This is a genomic window from Iodidimonas gelatinilytica, assembly GCF_008579125.1.
Lineage (GTDB): Bacteria > Pseudomonadota > Alphaproteobacteria > Sphingomonadales > Rhodothalassiaceae > Iodidimonas > Iodidimonas muriae.
Window position 1 is genome coordinate 586,751 of record NZ_BKCL01000001.1, and the last position, 18,688, is coordinate 605,438.

Below are 18,688 nucleotides of genomic sequence, written 5' to 3' on the forward strand. Positions count from 1 at the left end.
AAAACCCTCACGAATCCAGCCTAAAGCGAACGCTGGGCCAAAAGGCCCCAGCGTTTTTAAAGGCCAAGACACAGGAATTTGGTTTCAAGATATTCTTCAATCCCTTCCTGTCCGCCTTCCCGGCCCAAGCCAGATTCCTTGACGCCGCCAAAGGGAGCCACTTCCGTAGAGAATACCCCGCTATTCACCGCAACAATGCCGCTTTCCAGCGCCTCTGCCGCGCGGAATATTCGTGCAAGATCGCGGCTGAAAAAATAAGACGCCAAACCAAAAGGCGTGTCGTTGGCCAGCGCCACCGCTTCATCTTCCGTTTCAAAACGGAAAATCGGCGCAACGGGGCCAAAGGTTTCTTCCACAAAAACCTGCATGTCCGGCGTTGCATCGGCAATCACGGTCGGCTGAAAGAAAGAGCCTCCCCGCTCATGCACATCACCGCCGGTAAGAACCCGACCGCCCTTGGCTTTTGCATCGGCCACATGGCGCTTCACCTTTTCAAGGGCGGCTTTGTTGATCAACGGGCCTTGCACCACGCCATCTTCGGTGCCGGCGCCCACTTTCATGGTCGAAACCTTTTCCGCCAATTTTTGAGTGAAGCTGTCATAAATGCCGGATTGCACGAAAATACGGTTGGCGCAGACGCAAGTCTGACCGGTATTGCGGTATTTCGAGGCCATAACCCCATCCACGGCGGCATCCACATCCGCATCGTCAAACACGATGAAGGGCGCATTTCCGCCCAATTCCAGGCTGAGTTTTTTCACCGTGTCGGCGGCTTGGCGCATCAGCAGTTTCCCCACCGCTGTCGAACCGGTGAAGCTGACTTTGCGTACAATGGAGCTGCCCATCAAGGCCGGACCGACCACCTCGGGCTTGCCGGTCACGATATTCAAAACGCCGTCGGGCACCCCGGCTTCGGCAGCCAGAACCCCAAGGGCAAGGGCGGTAAGCGGCGTATCCTCTGCCGGTTTTGCCACCATCGCACAGCCAGCGGCTAAAGCCGGACCAGCCTTGCGGGTCAACATCGCTGCAGGGAAGTTCCACGGCGTGATCGCCCCCACAACCCCGATTGGCTGTTTCATAACCATCAGGCGCCGGTCATTGCTTGGCTGTGGAATGATCCGGCCATAAACCCGCCGCGCTTCTTCAGAAAACCATTCAATGAAACTGGCCGCATAAGCCACCTCACCACGCGCTTCGGCTAAGGGCTTGCCCTGCTCTGTGGTCATCAAAAGCGCCAGGTCTTCGGCATTTTCATGCATCAGTTCGAACCAGCGCCGCAGAATTCTGGACCGTTCCTGAGCCGTTTTGGCCGCCCAGTCTTTCTGCGCTTTAGCGGCTCCGTGAATGGCCAACTCCACCTCATCCGCAGACAGGCTGGGCACCGTTGCGATCACCGCCCCGGTGGCGGGGTTCAAGACCTCATAGGTGTCTTTATTGGAGGCATCGATCCATTGGCCATTAACAAACGCTTGCTGACGCAAAAGCCCGCGGTTTTTCAAGACGACAGTATTCGTTAACATGCCCAACTCCCAAATCTTTCAAGGTCTTTCAACGTCCCAAACAGGAAGGGACGCACCCATCGGTTCAAAAAGATAACGCCTATATCGCGCCTGACCTGCGATCAAACGGGAAATAAAAGAGCAGCCACGCGCCGTTCTTCCGATAACAGCACATTAAATGTCCGCGCAGCGGCTCCGCTGTCCATGGGGTCCATAGACATATGAGCCGCCAGCGCCCATTCCCGCACATAGCCCGGAATCAGCGCCATGCTGGCCCCGGTACCGATCAACAAGATATCAAGCCCATCCATCAGCGGTTTGATCGCGGTCAATATATCTTCATCAAGATGATCGAACTTGGCCACATCCAAAGGAATCCAACGGTCGGGAAGCACCAATAAAGCGCCATTGATCACCCGGTCGCCAATGGTAAAACGACCCGGGCCATAGGCTTCGATAAAAGGCTTCCCGGCGCCACTTATTTCTCTGATTTCCATGGGCAACCATCCGATGTGTTTCCAAGAGAAAAGATCACGCCCTCAAGACAAAGAGGTGCTTTCCACATTGGGATTATCGCCATCGGTTTTATCAAAGGTCGTGCTGCGCAAATTCAGCAACAACAATACCGGCGAAGCGATAAAGATCGAGGAATAGGTCCCCACCACGATCCCCCAGATCATCGCCGCCGTGAACCCGCGAATCACAGTCCCGCCAAAGAAAAACAACGCCGCCAAGGCCAACAAAGTGGTCAGCGATGTCATGATCGTACGCGACAGCGTGTCGTTCACCGATTGGTCAATCAGCTCCGGCAAAGGCATCTTCCGGAATTTACGCATATTTTCGCGCACCCGATCATACACCACCACCGTATCATTCAGAGAATAGCCAACGATGGTGAGAATGGCGGCGATGATCGACAGATTGAAATCCAGCTGGGTGATCGAGAAGAACCCGACCGTCAAGAACACATCATGAACCAGCGCCACCACAGCGCCCAGCCCGAACTGCCATTCAAAGCGGAACCAGATATAAATCAGCACCGCCACAACGGACAGGCTGACGGCCAGGAAACCATCCCGCGCCAGTTCCGAAGACACCTTTGGCCCGATAAAGCTGGTAGAGCGGATAGACACACCGGGAATATCCGCCTGGAGCTTCTGTTCCACCCGGATTTGCGCCGCCTTTTGCGCTTCCTCGCCCCCTTCTTGTTCTTCAAAGCGGATCAGAACTTCCGTATCGGCGCCAAATTCCTGCACGCTGACATCACCCAGATCCAGCCCTTCCAGCATCGTACGGATCTTGCCGACATCGGCCGCTTCCGGCGTTTGAATCTCGATGGTAGAGCCACCAACAAAATCAATGCCCAGATTAAGCCCCCGCATGAAGAACAGGGCCACAGACGCCACCACCATCACCAGCGAAATGGCATAGGCCACATTGCGCACTTTCATGAAAGGGATGTGGGTATCTTTCGGTATAAGCCGCAAAAGCATAGTAAATTCCTTCCCCGATCAAATGGGCAAACGCTGCGGACGCCGACGGCGAAGCCACAAAACGAGGATAAGTCGTGTGAGCATCAATGCGGTGAACATGGATGTAAGAATGCCGATCCCCAATGTCACGGCAAAGCCGCGCACCGGACCAGAGCCGAACTGGAACAGCAAGAAAGCGGCGATGAAGGTGGTGATATTGGCATCAAGAATGGTGCTCAGCGCCTGCTGATATCCTGCCTCGATAGCCCGCAAGGGACCACGCCCATCAGCCACTTCTTCTTTGATGCGTTCAAACACCAGCACATTGGCATCCACCGCCATGCCCACGGTGAGCACGATCCCGGCGATCCCCGGAAGGGTTAGCGTGGCCCCGAGAACGGACAATGCCCCCATCAACAGGCCGATATTCACCAAAAGGGCGATATTGGCCACAGCGCCAAACAGGCCATAGACCAACAGCATGAACACAACCACCGCAGCCAGACCCAGAATTCCGGCAATTTCGCCGGCTTCAATGGAATCCTGACCAAGATCAGGGCCCACTGTACGCTCTTCCATGATGGTCAAGGGTGCGGGCAAGGCCCCGGCCCGAAGCAAAATGGCCAGATTATTGGCGCCTTCCATGGTGAAATTGCCAAAAATCCGCCCGGCACCACCCAGAATCGGTTCCTGAATATTGGGGGCAGAGATGATCTCGTCATCCAGAACAATGGCAAAGCGACGATTGACATTTTCCCGGGTAATATCGGCAAAGCGCCGTCCGCCCGTGGAATCAAAGCGGAAATTCACCACCGGACGACTGGATTCATCAAATCCGACAGACGCATCCACAAGATTTTCACCGGTCAGCCGCGCCCGACGCTCCAGCACAAGCATTTCCCCCGTATCCACAGAAGGAAGCGCCATAAAGCCGGGCGGCGGACGATTGGGATCCGCCGCCGCATTGACCATATGAAAGGTCAATTTGGCAGTGGTTTCCAGCAGGGACCGCAATTGTTGACTATCTTGCAGCCCCGGCACCTGCACCAGAATACGATCTGCGCCCTGACGCTGGATGGTCGGCTCGCGGGTGCCCATTTCATCAATGCGTCGCCGCACGATTTCCAGCGATTGATCCACAGCACCGGAAATCCGTGCCCGGATCGCCGCTTCGGTCATGGCGACCACAATCTGGCCGTCCCCCTGACTTGCAACTTCGATATTGCGAGACAAGGCCCCACCAAGCCCGACACCATCGGTGACAGGCGTTGCCAGATCGCGCACGGCTTCCAAAGCGGCACTGCGCTGCGATTCATCGCGCACCCGCACATATACGCGTTCACCGCGGGTTTCGATGGTGCCAAGGATGCGTTTGTCGCGCAATGCCTCGCGGATTTCCGCCTCCAGATTGGCCAAACGCTCGGACACAATGGCGTCTGCATCCACTTCCAAAAGCATATGCGCCCCGCCTTGCAGATCCAGCCCCAAGGTGATGCGATTATCGGGAAGGAAGCCCGGCAAAGACTCTATCTGGTCATCGGACAGAAAATTCGGAACGGCCGCCACCAGTCCCACAAAACTGAGAAGAAGGACGACGGCAATTTTCCACGGAGGAAAGTCAAGCATGGGAGATCAATTCCATTGAGACAGCGGGCCGTTCAGCCAGCGGGCACGAAAAGAAAAAATGGGTGCGCCCGGTTGGCACACCCAAAGCTTTGCAGATCAGCTATCGGCAGGTTCGCTTTTGCCGCGCACTTCGGCAATGGTGCCGCGTACCACACGCACCCGCATGCCATCGGCCAGTTCCACCTGAAGTTCATCATCGGCCACTTTCGTAACCTTGCCAATCAAGCCCCCCGATGTCACCACCGTATCGCCCCGGCGGATGGCTTCGATCAGGGCCCGATGCTCTTTCATCCGTTTTTGCTGGGGACGGATCAGCAAAAAATAAAAGATCAGCATGATCAAGGCGAGCGGCAAGAGCATCTCCAAAAGGCCACCACCTGCGGCACCGCCACCGGCTGCTTGTGCATATGCGGGAGAAATCAGCATAAAATTCTCAATTCTTTTTTGATTAAACCAAACCCTGAGGGATCATGACCGTATTGAGGCGGAATATAATGGCCCATGGGGTGATTGCAACATCGTTGGTCGAGATACGACCATATCCTTGCTCTTTATAGGTCCCTTACACCGTCTTATCGCGCATTTGCCGATAGGCGCGGAAGCACGCTCAGCGGGTCCACGGCCTTGGTGCCCCGCCGCACTTCAAAATGCAATTGCGGGTCGGTTACCCCGCCCGAAGAGCCAATCCGGGCGATCATCTGTCCGCGCTTGACCGCCTCTCCCCGTTTCACCAGCACATCCTCATTATGGGCATAGGCAGTCACCCAATCATCGGAATGACGCACCAGAACCAAATTCCCGAACCCGCGCAGCCCCGATCCGGCATAGGCGACAATTCCACTTTCCGCCACCCGCACAGGGGCACCTTTTGGCGCACGGATATTGATGCCATCATTGCGTAAGCCGCCCTGTTTGGGGCCGAATTTGGAAATCACCGTGCCAGCAACCGGCCAATCAAAGCCATTGCCGGTGCGCGGCGGCGGGGCAGCCAGGCTGCGCGATGGTCGCGCGGCTACGGTCATTTCCTCTGTCCGGCCCGAAGGCACCACAAGGGTTTGCCCCACTTTCAGCATATAAGGCGGTGCCAGACGATTGACCTGTGCAAGCTGGCTGACCTCCAGATCATGGCGCTGGGCGATGGAGAAAACCGTATCGCCGCGCCGCACCACATGGGTGCGTTGTCCGGGTATTTTCAAGCGCTGGCCCACGGCCAACAAATAGGGCGGCTCCAGATTATTCAACGCCACCAACTGAGGAAGCGGCACCCCGCGTTTTCTGGCGATGCCATAAACCGTATCGCCGCGCTGCACCGTTACGGTTCGGGCTGTTGATGTGGCTTTGGACGAGGCCCGCGAGGCCGCTTTGGGGCTTGCACGAACGGTGCGTGTGGGGGGAGCAACAGACGCATAGCGGCTTGGTGGCTTAGGGCGAAAGGCCGGACGCGGTACGGGAATGGGCGAATTTCGCACATCATAAACCGGCGCAATAGCCCAATAGGGGCGGTTCGCACCCGCATAACAGCCAGACACAGCCACCGACAGCAAAGCCGGCAGCATCCATCGTCCAGCGAATTCCCTTAACCCAACCATAGCCCGAATGATACGAATCGCCTTTTATCAATGCAATAGAGGAAAAAGTTCAGATCTCTATTTACCAAACGCATCGAGATCATATCGATCATAAAACCCATAGATCCAGCGAGATTGAGGCCGGGATTTCAAGAAGCCCCTGTGTTGATTTGCGCAGCCGCCGTCACAAGCCTGTGGATTTTGCCTGCACCCAAAGGGCTTCCATGTCCGCAAGATCTGCTCCGTCGATGCTGCGGCCCTTTGCCGCCAGAGATTCTTCTATATATTTGAAACGGCGCTCAAATTTCGCATTGGCGGCAACAAGTGCATCTTCGGGATCGCTCTCCATGAACCGTGCCAGATTGGCGCAACTGAACAGCAGGTCGCCCATTTCTTCCAAGCGGCGTTCCGGTGCTTCTTTTTTCTCAAGCACCTCTTCCACCTCGTCCAGTTCTTCACGGATTTTGGCGATCACATCTTTGGGATTGTCCCAGTCAAACCCAACGCGTGCGGCCCGCTTTTGCAATTTCACCGCCCGCATCAAGGCAGGCAGCCCCCGTGCCACCCCCTCCAGCGCGCTGGGTGTGCGGCCTTCGGATTGTGCGCGGGCAGCGCGTTCCCTGGCTTTTTGCTCTTCCCATGCGCGGACCTGCGCATCGGCATCGGCAAGTGTTACATCCCCAAAGACATGGGGATGACGGCGCTCCATCTTGTCGCAAATGGCCGTCACCACCTTTGAAAAATCGAAGGCCCCGCGCTCTTTGCCCATTTGGGCATGAAACACCACCTGAAACAGCAGATCACCCAATTCATCGCACAGATCGTCCATATCCTTGCGGGCAATAGCATCAGCCACTTCATAGGCTTCTTCGATGGTATAAGGAGCCACCGTTTCAAAATTTTGCGCAATATCCCATGGGCAGCCACCTTCAGGGGCGCGCAAGCGGCTCATAATTTCCAGCAACCGCTCGATTGTATCGGGCGCTTGTTGAAGCGGCGGGGCGGCAGGACGACGTGTTTGGGACATAAGGGGCCTCGTTCATCAAAGATGGGCCGCACCCTAGCGCCGTATCCATAGACACCGCAACCGGTGGCTTGACGCATCTGTTGCTGTGGCGCAGTTTCACCCTCCCGCCCCGCTGTTTGGGGTTGATACAGTCCCGGAGAGCATCTTTATGAGCGCGCCTTATATTATCTATGGCATGGACGCTTCCTATTTCACGCAAAAAGCGCTAAGTCTGCTTTCTTACAAGGAAATCCCCACCGATTTCCGCAAGAAATCCATCGCCGTTCGTGCCGAGGTAGAGCAAAAATCCGGCACGCATATGATGCCGGTAATGGTGACCCCGCAAGACGAATGGATGTGGGACACAACGCCCATCGCTTTCGAGCTGGACAAGCGTTTTCCAAAAAGCGCCATTCTTCCCCCTGCCCCCCTTGCCCGCATCATCGCCCGTATTTTGGAAGATTTCTTCGATGAATGGACCACGAGGGCGGCCATATTTTTCCGCTGGAACAGCCCTGAAGATATTGCCCATTCCGGCGATAGCCTTGCCCGCGATGCCGTCGGCATTCCGCAGAACATCCCCCTTGATGCCACGGGCCAAAAGCTGGTGCGCCAAGCGCGGGATATGATTGAAACATGGGCCCGCAAGACCATTGAAAAGCTGGATGCGCATAATAATGCACATGGGGAAATCATTGGCGAATATAGCCGGCTTATGACCTTGCTCGACCAGCATTTTGCCGTTTCTGATTTTCTGCTGGGGTCCAAGCCCTGCCTTGCGGATTTTGCCCTTCAGGGTGCCTTGACGGCGCATTTTCTGTTCGATCCCACACCGCGCATGCTTACCGAGAAAATTGCCCCCGCCGTTGTAGCCTATCAGCAGCGCATGAAGGCTGCAAAAGCCTCCCGACTGGGAGAAGACTGGCCAATGATGACCACCGTTCCCGAAACGCTGGCCCCGGTTTTGCAGCATATCGCCATGGGCTTTCATGCCTATCTGGCAGGCAATCAAAAGGCTTTGAAGGCAGGCCGCACCATGGTGGATGTTGATCTGGGATACGGCCCGCGCACGATCATCGCCCGGCCCTATACGGAGAAAACCCGCATAGAAACCGCCAAGGACTTTCACAGCCTGAGCCCGGAAGACCAGAAGATCGTGAGCAAAGCATTATCCCCGCTTGGCGTGATGGAGGCGTATCTTCTGCCCGCCTGATCTTTTGCCAAGATGACGGCCTTCTGTGATATTTTTCCTACTGTCCGCTTTTCAACCAAAGACAAGAGACGATCACCCATGATTCTTAGTGAAGAACAACGCATGATCCGCGACATGGCAAAGGCCTTTGCCACCAATCAAGTGGCCCCCTTTGCCGCCCAATGGGAACGCGATGGCGCCATTCCCGAAAGCGTCTTGCGCGAAATGGGCGCTCTTGGCCTTTTGGGAATGACCGTCAGCGAAGACTATCAAGGGGCGGCCACCGATTATGTGTCTTATGCCTTGGCTCTGATGGAAATCGCCGCCGGAGACGGGGGCTTGTCCACCCTGATGAGCGTCAATAACTCCCCGGTTTGCGCCGCCATTGAAGGGGCTGGAAACGAAGAGCAGAAAGCGCAATGGCTTACGCAGCTTGCCACAGGAAAAGCCATCGGAGCCTTTTGCTTGACCGAACCGCAAGCAGGGTCCGATGCCTCGGCAATCAAGACCCGCGCCCGAAAAAACAACGCCGGCTGGGTGCTGAATGGCACCAAACAATTCATCACATCGGGCCGCATTGCCAGCGTGGCCATCGTATTTGCCGTAACCGACCCCGATGCGGGAAAACGCGGCATTTCCGCCTTTCTGGTGCCCACCGATACAGCGGGCTATAAAGTGGCCCGCATTGAAGAAAAGCTGGGGCAAAAATCATCGGACACAGCGCAGATCGTGTTCGAGGATATGGCCATTCCCGCAAGCTGCCTGTTGGGCAAGGAAGGCGATGGTTACCGGTTGGCCCTGATGAATCTGGAAGCAGGCCGCATTGGCATTGCCGCGCAATCCGTGGGCATGGCACAGGCCGCCCTTGATTATGCCACGGCCTATGCCACCGAACGGGAAAGCTTCGGGAAACCGATCATAGCCCATCAGGCTGTCGGGTTCCGGTTGGCCGATATGGCAACACAGCTGGAAGCCGCCCGTCAGCTTGTGCTGCACGCAGCCAGCCTGAAAGATGCAGACGAGCCGTGCCTCAAAGAAGCCTCTATGGCCAAGCTGTTCGCCTCGGAAGCGGCGGAAAAGGTGTGCTCCGCCGCGATCCAGACATTGGGTGGATATGGATATTTACAGGATTACCCAGTTGAACGTATTTACCGGGATGTCAGAGTCTGTCAAATTTACGAAGGAACGTCAGACATTCAAAGGCTGGTAATCAACAGGCAAATGACCGCCCGATAAAAAACGACCCTCAAAAATGCCGGATAGGCCAGCCATAGGTGCTTGCATGACATGATCGTAGGTATATATAACTGAGATATATCAATTTGATGCTGTCAGCATCCATCCATGAGGGGACATGCAATGTTTCGGCTTATTTTCAATGTGTTATGGGTTATCCTTGGCGGATTGGAGCTGGCCCTTGCCTGGTGGTTTATCGCCCTGATTTTCGCCATTTCCATCATCGGTATCCCTTGGGCGCGGGCTGCTTTTAATATCGGGCTTTATACATTATGGCCTTTTGGCTCTGACGCAGTGCGGCGGGATACGGCTTTGGGCCAAGAAGATATCGGCACCGGCGCTTTGGGATTGTTGGGCAATATCATCTGGGTCTTGCTGGCCGGTTGGTGGCTGGCTTTAGGCCATATTCTTATCGGCTTGTTTTTGGCCATCACCATTATCGGTCTGCCCTTTGCCTATATCCATTTCAAGCTGGTGCCCATCACCTTGTTCCCTGTCGGCATGATGGTGGTCTCCAAAAACAATATGACCCAGCCCTATTCCCAGCGGTCTTAAGGCCGGAACCGCAGGTTAGACCATGACCAAAAGCCCCGCAAAATTACAATTCTATCCCATGATCTTTGCGGGGCTGCTGGCGCTCTTGTTCAGCGGTGCAGCCCGGTCTTTTTCTCCCATAACACTCTGCTACGATAAAGAGCGCGACATCGTTCAATCGGTTTTGAGCGGCACCTGTGAAGGCGACGTGGTAACCGCCGAAGAAGCGCAAATAATCCGCGACCGCATAAAACGCGAACGGCTGTCGCGGATTCTTCCTGCTACGTCTCATATCGGGAATGACGATAAAAGCGCTGCGGAAAAAGCCCCGTCCCGCGCTAAAATTGTCACCTTCGGAACCGCCTTTTCCATCGATGAACGGGGATATTTCCTGACCGCCCGGCATGTGGTGGATCAATGCGATACACCCAATCTGAATCTTGCCGATGGTACAGGCTTTGAAGCCACGATCCTTTTGCAATCCCCCGATCAAGATATTGCCCTGCTTTATGCCCCTGCACTTCAGCTTCCGCCCCTTTTGGCACGACCGGATCATCCCGCACGCGGCGATAGCGTGACGGCCATCGGATATCCCGAACAGGGCTTGCCGCGCATCCGCCCCGGCAGCATTGACGGGGTCTTGCAAGATATCAGCTTCGATAATGGTGCCGCGCGCTTTCTTGCCTTCAAAGCGCCAGTTCGCGGCGGCAATAGCGGTGGCCCGCTTTTCGACAATCAGGGGGCGCTGGTGGGGATGGTGATTGCCAAAGCCAATAGCGTGGCGATTTTTCAAGCCTCTGGCTCACGCGTACGAAATATGGCCTTTGCCATCGCCAATGAAAGCCTTGACCGTTTCCTGAAAGAAAGCGGCCTCCATCTGGATACATATCCAGGCCGTGAAAGCGATAGAGAGAGGGCTGGAGACGGGCCAGAAAGAAATAAGCTGCAAGAGGCACAGGGGCAGGAAATATCCCATGAAGGCATCGTGCGGGTCGTCTGCCGCCGCTGATATATCCGTATTCCCCATATGGCCCGAACCAAATCGAGCGGGCCAACCATCATGTTGAAATGATGAATATCGTGAACTGCGCAAAACATGATCGGGATATCCCCGAAGGGCGATAGAAACCATCATTGCCCCCCGAAGTGGATGTTTCATTTGATTTTCAGATTGTTCTGATCACTGCCAAGCCTTTGATACAAAAGGCTGGTGACCCCTACGGGACTCGAACCCGTGTTTTCGCCGTGAAAGGGCGACGTCCTAGACCGCTAGACGAAGGGGCCGTGCTGCTCGCGTGGAGGGGTGTTTAGCCAATGGATGGCGGCCCCGTCAAGCACACTTTGTAGAAAAATCACGAAAATATTTGAAAGCCCCTGTTTTAAGCCAAAACGGCGTCGTCAATGGTCATTTCCACGCGGGGTTTTGCCCCCCAATCATCGATCTTCAAACGCCCGGCCACATGAAACCGCTTTCCAATTCCTTTCAAAAGCGCTTCGCCCAACTCCTGATCCGCGACGCGAAAGGCCACAGCCTTCAATCGTCCACCGCCACTGCCGGCAAAAATACACCGCACATGGCCACGCCCCACCATATCGCAGCGCACAAGCTCCACAGACGGCAAGGCAAAGCGCGGGGCGGGATTACCCATGCCGAAGGGGGCCAACGCCTCCAGCGCCTTTACAAGATCGAGTGTACAGCCCTTCAGGCTTAAAACCCCGTCCAGATCCAGCACGCGTCCGGCGCGCGCCTTTTCCACTCTGGCCTCCAGCCACTCTTCCAAAAAGGACCGCAAGGCTGGCAATTGATCGGCACGGGCGCTCAACCCAGCCGCCATGGCATGGCCGCCACCTTTCGTGATATGCCCGCGCCGCGCCGCTTCGATAATGGCAGCCCCGATATCCACTCCGGGAATAGACCGGGCAGATCCCTTGGCATCCCCCGCTTCATCAATGGCAATCACCACGCTGGGCCTGCCGAACCGGTCCGTCAGCCTTGATGCGACAATGCCGATTACGCCGGGATGCCATCCCTCACCAGAGGCAAAGACGATGGGATGCGGGTCTTCCCCGTCTTTTTCCGACAAAACCGAAGCCATAGCCTGTGCCTGCACATCGGCTTCAAGGACTTGGCGCTCGGAATTATAAAGATCCAGTTGTTCTGCCAGACTACGGGCCAATGCCGGATCATGGGTGGTAAGCAAACGCGCCCCAAGGTCCGCCTCCCCCACGCGGCCCCCTGCATTCACCCGTGGCCCCAATAAAAACCCCAAATGATACACAGCCGGAGCGGCATCCATGCGAGCCACATCGGCCAGCGCTGCCAGCCCTATATTATCACGGCGGGCCATCACCTTCAGCCCTTGCGCCACCAGCGCCCGATTGGGGCCGGTAAGCGGTACCACGTCGCATACGGTTCCCAGCGCCACCACATCCAGCCATGCCAGCAAATCAGGCTCTGGACGGTCGGCATTATACCATCCGGCCCGACGCAAAGCGCGATTGACGGCCACCACCAGTAAGAATGTCACCCCAACAGCCGCCAACTGCCCCAGATTGCCGTCTTCATCCAGCCGATTGGGATTGACCACGGCAAAAGCGGTTGGCAGCTCTGATTCCGCCTTATGGTGATCCACCACGATCACCTCCAGCCCCATCTTGGCGGCGGCCGCCAACGGCTCATAAGACAAGGTGCCGCAATCCACCGTGATGACAAGGCCAACCCCTTCCGAGGCAAGCTGGGCCAGCGCTGTGCTGTTGGGGCCATACCCTTCGGTGATGCGATCGGGGATATAGATGCGCAGGCGACCCCCCACCGCATCCATAAACTTTTTCAGCAATGCGGACGAGGTCGCCCCATCCACATCATAATCCCCGAAAACTGCCAATTGTTCACCGCCCGCAATGGCTGCGGCGATGCGGTCCGCCGCCGCATCCATATCCTTGAGAACAGACGGGTCTGGCAAGCTGGAACGCAAGGACGGACTGAGGAAGACGGGCGCGTCTTCAGGGGTGACACCCCGCCCGGCCAAGACCCGGCCCACCATATCCTCCAGCTCGAATTGCTGGCTCAGATGCACAGCCAATCGTTCATCGCAGGGGCGCAAGCGCCATGCCCTGCCGCCCAAAGAGTGCTGCACATCCAAAGCGAAATCGTCGGTAATGGGATGATCCGTCAAGAGCGGGGTGGGTCCTCTAAAAGATGGTCGGTACGAACATGACGCACGGTGCGGGTGGAGGCGCGCATCACCAAAGAATCCGTGCGCCATCCTGTACGAGAACGGAACACGCCTTTCAGCATGGAGCCGTCTGTCACACCGGTCGCTGCGAAAATGGTATCACCGCTGGCCAGATCGTGCAGTGCATATTTGCGGTTCAGATCCGTAATGCCCCAGCGTTGGGCGCGGCTGCGTTCATCATCATTGCGGAAAACCAGACGGCCTTGCATTTGGCCACCCACGCAATTGAGCGCTGCGGCCGCCAAAACCCCTTCGGGAGCGCCGCCTTCGCCCATATACATATCGACACCGGTTTCCGGGTCCGTGGTGGCAATGATACCTGCGATATCGCCATCGGGGATCAGCTTGATCCGCGCCCCGATATCACGCAATTCCCCGATCAATTTTTCATGGCGAACCCGATCCAGAACACAGACGGTAATGTCTTGCGGCGTGACGCCTTTTGCCTTGGCAAGGGCCATGACATTTTCTGTCGGACTTTTATCCAGATCCACCAAAGCATCGGGATAACCGCCGCCAATGGCAATCTTGTCCATATAGACATCCGGGGCATTCAACAGCTTGCCTTCTTCGGCAATTGCCAAAACCGCCATGGAATCGGGAGCAAAGCGCGCCGTTAATCCGGTGCCTTCAAGGGGATCAAGAGCAATGTCCACCGCCGGGCCGCCCAATCCCACTTTTTCGCCGATAAACAACATGGGCGCTTCATCACGCTCGCCTTCGCCAATCACCACCGTGCCATCAATATGCAGGCGATTGAACGCTGTCCGCATGGATTCCACCGCTGCGTGATCCGCTTCTTTTTCCCGGCCAAGGCCACACCATTTAGAGGCTGCAATGGCCGCGGCTTCCGTGACCCGCACCATTTCCAGCACCAGCATGCGATCAAGCGTGCTCTTTCGTTCCATTCCCGTTCCTTTCGCCGAAGACATTTTGAAAAATCGAAGCCCACGCCCAGCTATAGCACCATCTTGATCCCCACTTTAAACCGCAATCTTGCTCCCGCGTCACTTCCCTTAATCAAACGCCCTTGTGGATGCAAATCAAGCGGCAAAAATGACCGCATGATTGCAGAAGGCACCAACTTATCTTACATCTTGATGTCGTTATAGAATGCAGCCGCAAGCCTGTCAGGAGACGATCATGACCAAACCGGATAATGGCGAAGAATCCCCGCAGGAAGACATCTTCTCTCCCGCCGACTGGCAGGCTTATTCTGACAATATGGCCAAGGTCGCGGCACAAACCCAAAAACTGGTTCAGGATTGGCTGGAAAAGCAACACACGCAGAATCCCGATCTGGATCCGCTCAATATCGGCGACTCTTTCTTCGAGCTGACATCAAAAATGATGAGCGATCCAGCACGCCTTGCCGAACAGCAAATGGCTTTGTTCCAGGATTATATGCAGCTTTGGCATAATACGACCCTGAACATGATGGGCGAAAAGACCGCCCCTGTGATCGCGCCTGAAAAAGGCGACAAGCGCTTTAAAAGCCCGGAATGGTCGGACAACCAATTGTTCGATTTCATCAAGCAGTCCTACCTTTTGGCCTCACGCCATGTGAACAAGATTGTCAGTGAAACCGAAGGGCTGGACCCCGAAGACGAACGAAAAACGGAATTTTACACCCGTCAGTTCGTGGATGCGCTCTCACCCACCAATTTCGCCATGACCAATCCGGATGTTTTGAAAGCCACCGTGGAAAGCCGCGGCGAGAATCTGGTGAAGGGCATGGAAAATCTGCTGCGCGATCTGGAGCACGGTGAAGGCGAACTCAACATTTCCATGACCGACAAAGACGCCTTCGAAGTGGGACGCAATGTGGCCATAACACCGGGCAAGGTGGTCTATGAATGTGAGCTGTTCCAGCTTTTGCAATATAGCCCCAGCACGGAGCAGGTTTATGAAACGCCCTTGCTGATCTTCCCGCCATGGATCAACAAATTCTATATTCTTGATCTGACGGCAGAAAAAAGCTTCGTCAAATGGTGCGTGGATCAAGGACTGACCGTATTCATCGTATCCTGGGTCAATCCCGGCCCCAATCTGCGCGACAAAACCCTGGACGATTATCTCAAGGACGGTCAGGTGCGCGCTTTGGAGGTGGTGGAAAAGATCACCGGTGTGCGCGGGGCCAATGTGATCGGCTATTGCGTGGCCGGAACCCTGCTGGCGGCCACCCTTGCATGGCTTCATGCAAAGGGCGAAGAGGACAGAGTGAAATCCGTTACCTTTTTCACCGCACAGGTGGATTTTGAAGATGCCGGTGAATTGAAGGTCTTTGTGGATGAAGATCAGCTGGAAGTCCTGTCCAAGCGGATGCAAGAAAAAGGGTATCTGGATGCACGGTCCATGTTCAGCACCTTTAATCTGTTGCGCTCCAACGATCTGATCTGGTCCTTTGCCGTAAACAATTATCTTTTGGGGAAAGAACCCTTCCCCTTTGACCTGCTCTATTGGAATTCCGACAGCACCAATCTGCCTGCAGGCGTGCATGAGCAATATCTGCGCTGCATGTATCATGAAAATGCGCTGGTCAAACCCAATCAGATGACCCTTGCCGGTGAAAAAATCGACCTCACATCCATCAAAACACCGGCCTATATTCAGGCAGGGAAAGAAGACCATATCGCGCCACCGGAATCGGTCTATAAAATGACCAAAATTCTCTCAGGCCCCAAACGCTTCGTGCTGGCAGGATCGGGCCATATCGCTGGCGTGGTAAATCCGCCTGCCGCCAAGAAATATCAATATTGGACACGCAGCGGACGGTTGCCAAATACTCTGGAAAGCTTTGTCTCGAAAGCCAAAGAAACACCCGGATCCTGGTGGCCGGACTGGATAAAATGGATTGAAAAACACAGCGGGAAAAAAGTCCCCGCCCGCACAGCGGGGTCCGATGACTTTCCGGCCATTGAAGACGCACCGGGTCGCTATGTGAAGGTGAAGGCGCTTTAACGGCCAGACCTGAACATCTGTAACCACAAAAACGGCGCGAGATGAAATATCCCGCGCCGTTTTTTAATCGCTCTTTCGCCAGAAGGCTTTAATCTGCGTTCAGCTTCCGATCAAAGAAGTCTAGTGTGTCAGTCCACAGATGCTTCCGCGTTGCCTGTCCGCTAATGCCGTGGCGTTTGCCCGGATAAGTCATCAGCTCGAAAGGCACGCCTTTTTCTTGCAAATGGCTCATCAGCTTCACCGCATTATCAAAGAACACATTATCATCGGCCATACCATGCACAAGCCGTAGGCTGTTGGGCTTGATGCCTTCGATATATGGAAAGACCGAAGAAATTTCATAAGCATCGCCCTCATCGGGCATGCCAAGGAACCGTTCGGTATAATGGGTGTCATAAAGCCGCCAATCGGTCACCGGCGCCACCGACATGCCCGCCTTGAAAATCTCCGGCGCTTTCGACAGCAGTTCGATGGTCATATAGCCGCCATAGGACCAGCCATAAACGCCGATCCGGTCCGCATCCACATAATCAAGCTCGCCAAAAACGCAGCCCCTGCCACCTGATCGCTGACTTCCGCCGACCCCATATTGTGATAAATCACATCTTCAAAGGCTTTGCCCCGATTGGTAGAGCCGCGATTGTCCAGCTTGAACACCACATAGCCATTACGTGCAAGGATCTGGTCGAAATCGATGGACCAGCTATTGCGCACCCTTTGCACACCGGGGCCGCCATAAACATTCACCACCGCCGGATAGGTTTTTTTCGCATCGAAATCGGCAGGCTTCATCAGCGAATAATGAAGAATTGTGCCATCTTCCGCTTTTAATGTCCCGAATTCCGGCTCCACATGCTTGTCCAGATAAGGGGCGTAGGGATGGTCGTCATCCAACGGATTTTCTTCAATCCATGTAATGCGCGTGCCATCTATTTTCTTGAGCGCAGCACGGGGCGGCACATTAGGCGCGGAATAATTATCCACGAATACCGAGGCATCCCGGCTTACACTCACATTGTGCGAGCCCTTTTCCACCGTCAGGCGTGTGAGAGACTTTGGATCAGGTGTCAAAGACACGGAATAAAGATGGCTTTCGATGGGCGTTTCATGAAAGCCGGTGAAATAGAGCTTCCCGCCCTCTTCATCCACTTGCTTGATACCGGAAACCACCCAATCGCCGGCGGTTAGGGGCGCAATTTCCTTGCCCGATAGGTCATAAAGATAAAGATGGCGATAGCCGCTTTTTTCCGATGACCAGATGAACTGGTCGCTGTTTTTCAAAAACCGCAGATTATTGTGCAGATTCAACCATGTTTCTGCCCTTTCGGTCAGGATAGTGCGGTTTGTGCCGCTTTCCAGATCGGCAAATACCAGATCCAGTTGCTTTTGATCGCGGCTTTCGCGCTGAAAGGCCACATGACGGCTATCGGGAAGCCAATTCACCCGGGCTAAATAGATATCGTCCTCATCGCCCAAATCAATCCATTGGGTCTTTTGATCTTCAAGTGTCACAACACCCAGATCCACGGTGACATTGGGCGTTCCGGCAAAGGGATAACGCTGCTCAATGGTGGTCACACCGCCATCGCCGGACAGCTCATAACGATTGACCAGCTTCACCGGGCTTTCATCCACACGGGTAAAAGCAATGCGGCTTTCATCTGGCGCCCACCAATAGCCGGTGTCCCGGCCCATTTCTTCTTGCGCCACAAATTCCGCCATGCCGATCAGGATCGTATCACCGCCTTCACTGCTGAGCTGAATTTCCGTACCGGTTTCCACATCGACCACAAACAAGTTCTGATCGCGGATGAACGACACATAATTTCCCTTGGGCGAGAATTTTGCGTCGGTTTCAAAAGCATCGGTTTCCGTTAGCCTTTTGGCTTCATCTGCACCGATTTCCAGCACATAAAGATCACCGCCAAGGGGGAACAGAAGGCGCTTGCCGTCTTTGGAATAGTGATATTCCACAATGCCGCTGGATCTAATCCGCTGGCGTTCACGGCGAGCCTTTTCCACTTCGCTCAGTTCTTCTTCTTCACCGCCGAGAATATCGTCGCTATCCACCAGCATCCGCGTTTCACCGCTGGGAATATGATATTCCCACAGATCCAGAATGCGGAAATCCCGGTCTTTGCCTTTCAAAAAGGTCACGCGGCTGCCATCGGGGGCGAGTTTCAGGCCCGCCACTCTGGGACCATCCAGAGAAGGGCTTCCTACCAACCGCTCGATGGTCAAATCTTCAGCATGTGATGTGCCAGCCGCCAATAAAATGCCGGCAGCAAAAATAGCACTGCGCATAACGGTCCCCATTTTCTGTTTTAATGTCGCGTTACAATGCATCGCGTCAAAAGG

Annotated in this window: 14 protein-coding genes, 1 tRNA gene and 1 pseudogene; 5 read left to right on the plus strand and 11 right to left on the minus strand. The window is 55.1% G+C overall.

Translation table 11 applies throughout. From position 1 onward, the window contains the following. Positions 1-56: 56 nt before the first annotated feature. From JCM17844_RS02665 to mazG, 7 genes are all read right to left on the minus strand, one after another. Positions 57-1,520 (minus strand): NAD-dependent succinate-semialdehyde dehydrogenase, encoded by a 1,464-nt coding sequence (locus JCM17844_RS02665; RefSeq protein WP_149999516.1) that lies wholly within the window; start codon positions 1,518-1,520, stop codon positions 57-59. A 101-nt stretch (positions 1,521-1,621) separates the two neighbouring features. After that, positions 1,622-1,996: an Mth938-like domain-containing protein gene (locus JCM17844_RS02670; protein WP_149999517.1), complete on the minus strand. Its 375-nt coding sequence runs from the start codon at positions 1,994-1,996 to the stop codon at positions 1,622-1,624. 42 nt (positions 1,997-2,038) lie between these two features. Beyond that, the gene (gene secF / locus JCM17844_RS02675) at positions 2,039-2,992 is read right to left on the minus strand and encodes a protein translocase subunit SecF (RefSeq protein ID WP_149999518.1); all 954 of its coding nucleotides are present in this window, start codon (positions 2,990-2,992) and stop codon (positions 2,039-2,041) included. A gap of 18 nt (positions 2,993-3,010) precedes the next feature. Continuing rightward, positions 3,011-4,597 (minus strand): protein translocase subunit SecD, encoded by a 1,587-nt coding sequence (gene secD / locus JCM17844_RS02680; RefSeq protein WP_149999519.1) that lies wholly within the window; start codon positions 4,595-4,597, stop codon positions 3,011-3,013. A gap of 96 nt (positions 4,598-4,693) precedes the next feature. Next, entirely contained in the window at positions 4,694-5,023 is a 330-nt protein-coding gene (gene yajC, locus JCM17844_RS02685; RefSeq protein WP_149999520.1) for a preprotein translocase subunit YajC, read from the minus strand. Between the two features lie 146 nt (positions 5,024-5,169). Beyond that, complete coding sequence (locus JCM17844_RS02690) at positions 5,170-6,153, minus strand: LysM peptidoglycan-binding domain-containing protein (RefSeq protein ID WP_210431214.1); 984 nt, start codon at positions 6,151-6,153, stop codon at positions 5,170-5,172. 196 nt (positions 6,154-6,349) lie between these two features. Next, positions 6,350-7,192: a nucleoside triphosphate pyrophosphohydrolase gene (gene mazG / locus JCM17844_RS02695; protein WP_149999522.1), complete on the minus strand. Its 843-nt coding sequence runs from the start codon at positions 7,190-7,192 to the stop codon at positions 6,350-6,352. A 148-nt stretch (positions 7,193-7,340) separates the two neighbouring features. Between mazG and JCM17844_RS02700 the strand changes: the two genes are divergently transcribed. The 4 genes from JCM17844_RS02700 (at position 7,341) to JCM17844_RS02715 (ending at position 11,142) form a co-directional block, all read left to right on the plus strand. Next, on the plus strand, positions 7,341-8,384 hold the full coding sequence (locus JCM17844_RS02700; RefSeq protein WP_149999523.1) for a glutathione S-transferase family protein: 1,044 nt from the start codon (positions 7,341-7,343) through the stop codon (positions 8,382-8,384). A 78-nt stretch (positions 8,385-8,462) separates the two neighbouring features. Beyond that, entirely contained in the window at positions 8,463-9,599 is a 1,137-nt protein-coding gene (locus tag JCM17844_RS02705) for an acyl-CoA dehydrogenase family protein (RefSeq protein WP_149999524.1), read from the plus strand. A 123-nt stretch (positions 9,600-9,722) separates the two neighbouring features. Further along, entirely contained in the window at positions 9,723-10,154 is a 432-nt protein-coding gene (locus tag JCM17844_RS02710; protein WP_149999525.1) for a YccF domain-containing protein, read from the plus strand. 22 nt (positions 10,155-10,176) lie between these two features. Then, positions 10,177-11,142, plus strand: coding sequence for a S1C family serine protease (locus tag JCM17844_RS02715; RefSeq protein ID WP_149999526.1), 966 nt, complete (start codon positions 10,177-10,179; stop codon positions 11,140-11,142). A 199-nt stretch (positions 11,143-11,341) separates the two neighbouring features. Here JCM17844_RS02715 and JCM17844_RS02720 read toward each other — a convergent pair. The 3 genes from JCM17844_RS02720 to glpX form a co-directional block, all read right to left on the minus strand. After that, positions 11,342-11,417 (minus strand) — tRNA-Glu (locus JCM17844_RS02720). Between the two features lie 95 nt (positions 11,418-11,512). Then, complete coding sequence (gene recJ / locus JCM17844_RS02725; protein ID WP_210431215.1) at positions 11,513-13,309, minus strand: single-stranded-DNA-specific exonuclease RecJ; 1,797 nt, start codon at positions 13,307-13,309, stop codon at positions 11,513-11,515. Beyond that, positions 13,306-14,277, minus strand: a complete 972-nt coding sequence (gene glpX / locus JCM17844_RS02730) for a class II fructose-bisphosphatase (protein ID WP_149999528.1) — start codon at positions 14,275-14,277, stop codon at positions 13,306-13,308. Before glpX ends, recJ begins: the two co-directional genes overlap by 4 nt. Before the next feature lie 235 nt (positions 14,278-14,512). Here glpX and JCM17844_RS02735 point away from each other — a divergent pair, with 235 nt between their 5' ends. Further along, positions 14,513-16,330, plus strand: a complete 1,818-nt coding sequence (locus JCM17844_RS02735) for a PHA/PHB synthase family protein (RefSeq protein WP_210431216.1) — start codon at positions 14,513-14,515, stop codon at positions 16,328-16,330. Between the two features lie 88 nt (positions 16,331-16,418). Here the strand turns inward: JCM17844_RS02735 and JCM17844_RS02740 are convergent. Continuing rightward, positions 16,419-18,646 (minus strand): annotated as a pseudogene (locus JCM17844_RS02740) (S9 family peptidase). Positions 18,647-18,688: the final 42 nt, after the last annotated feature.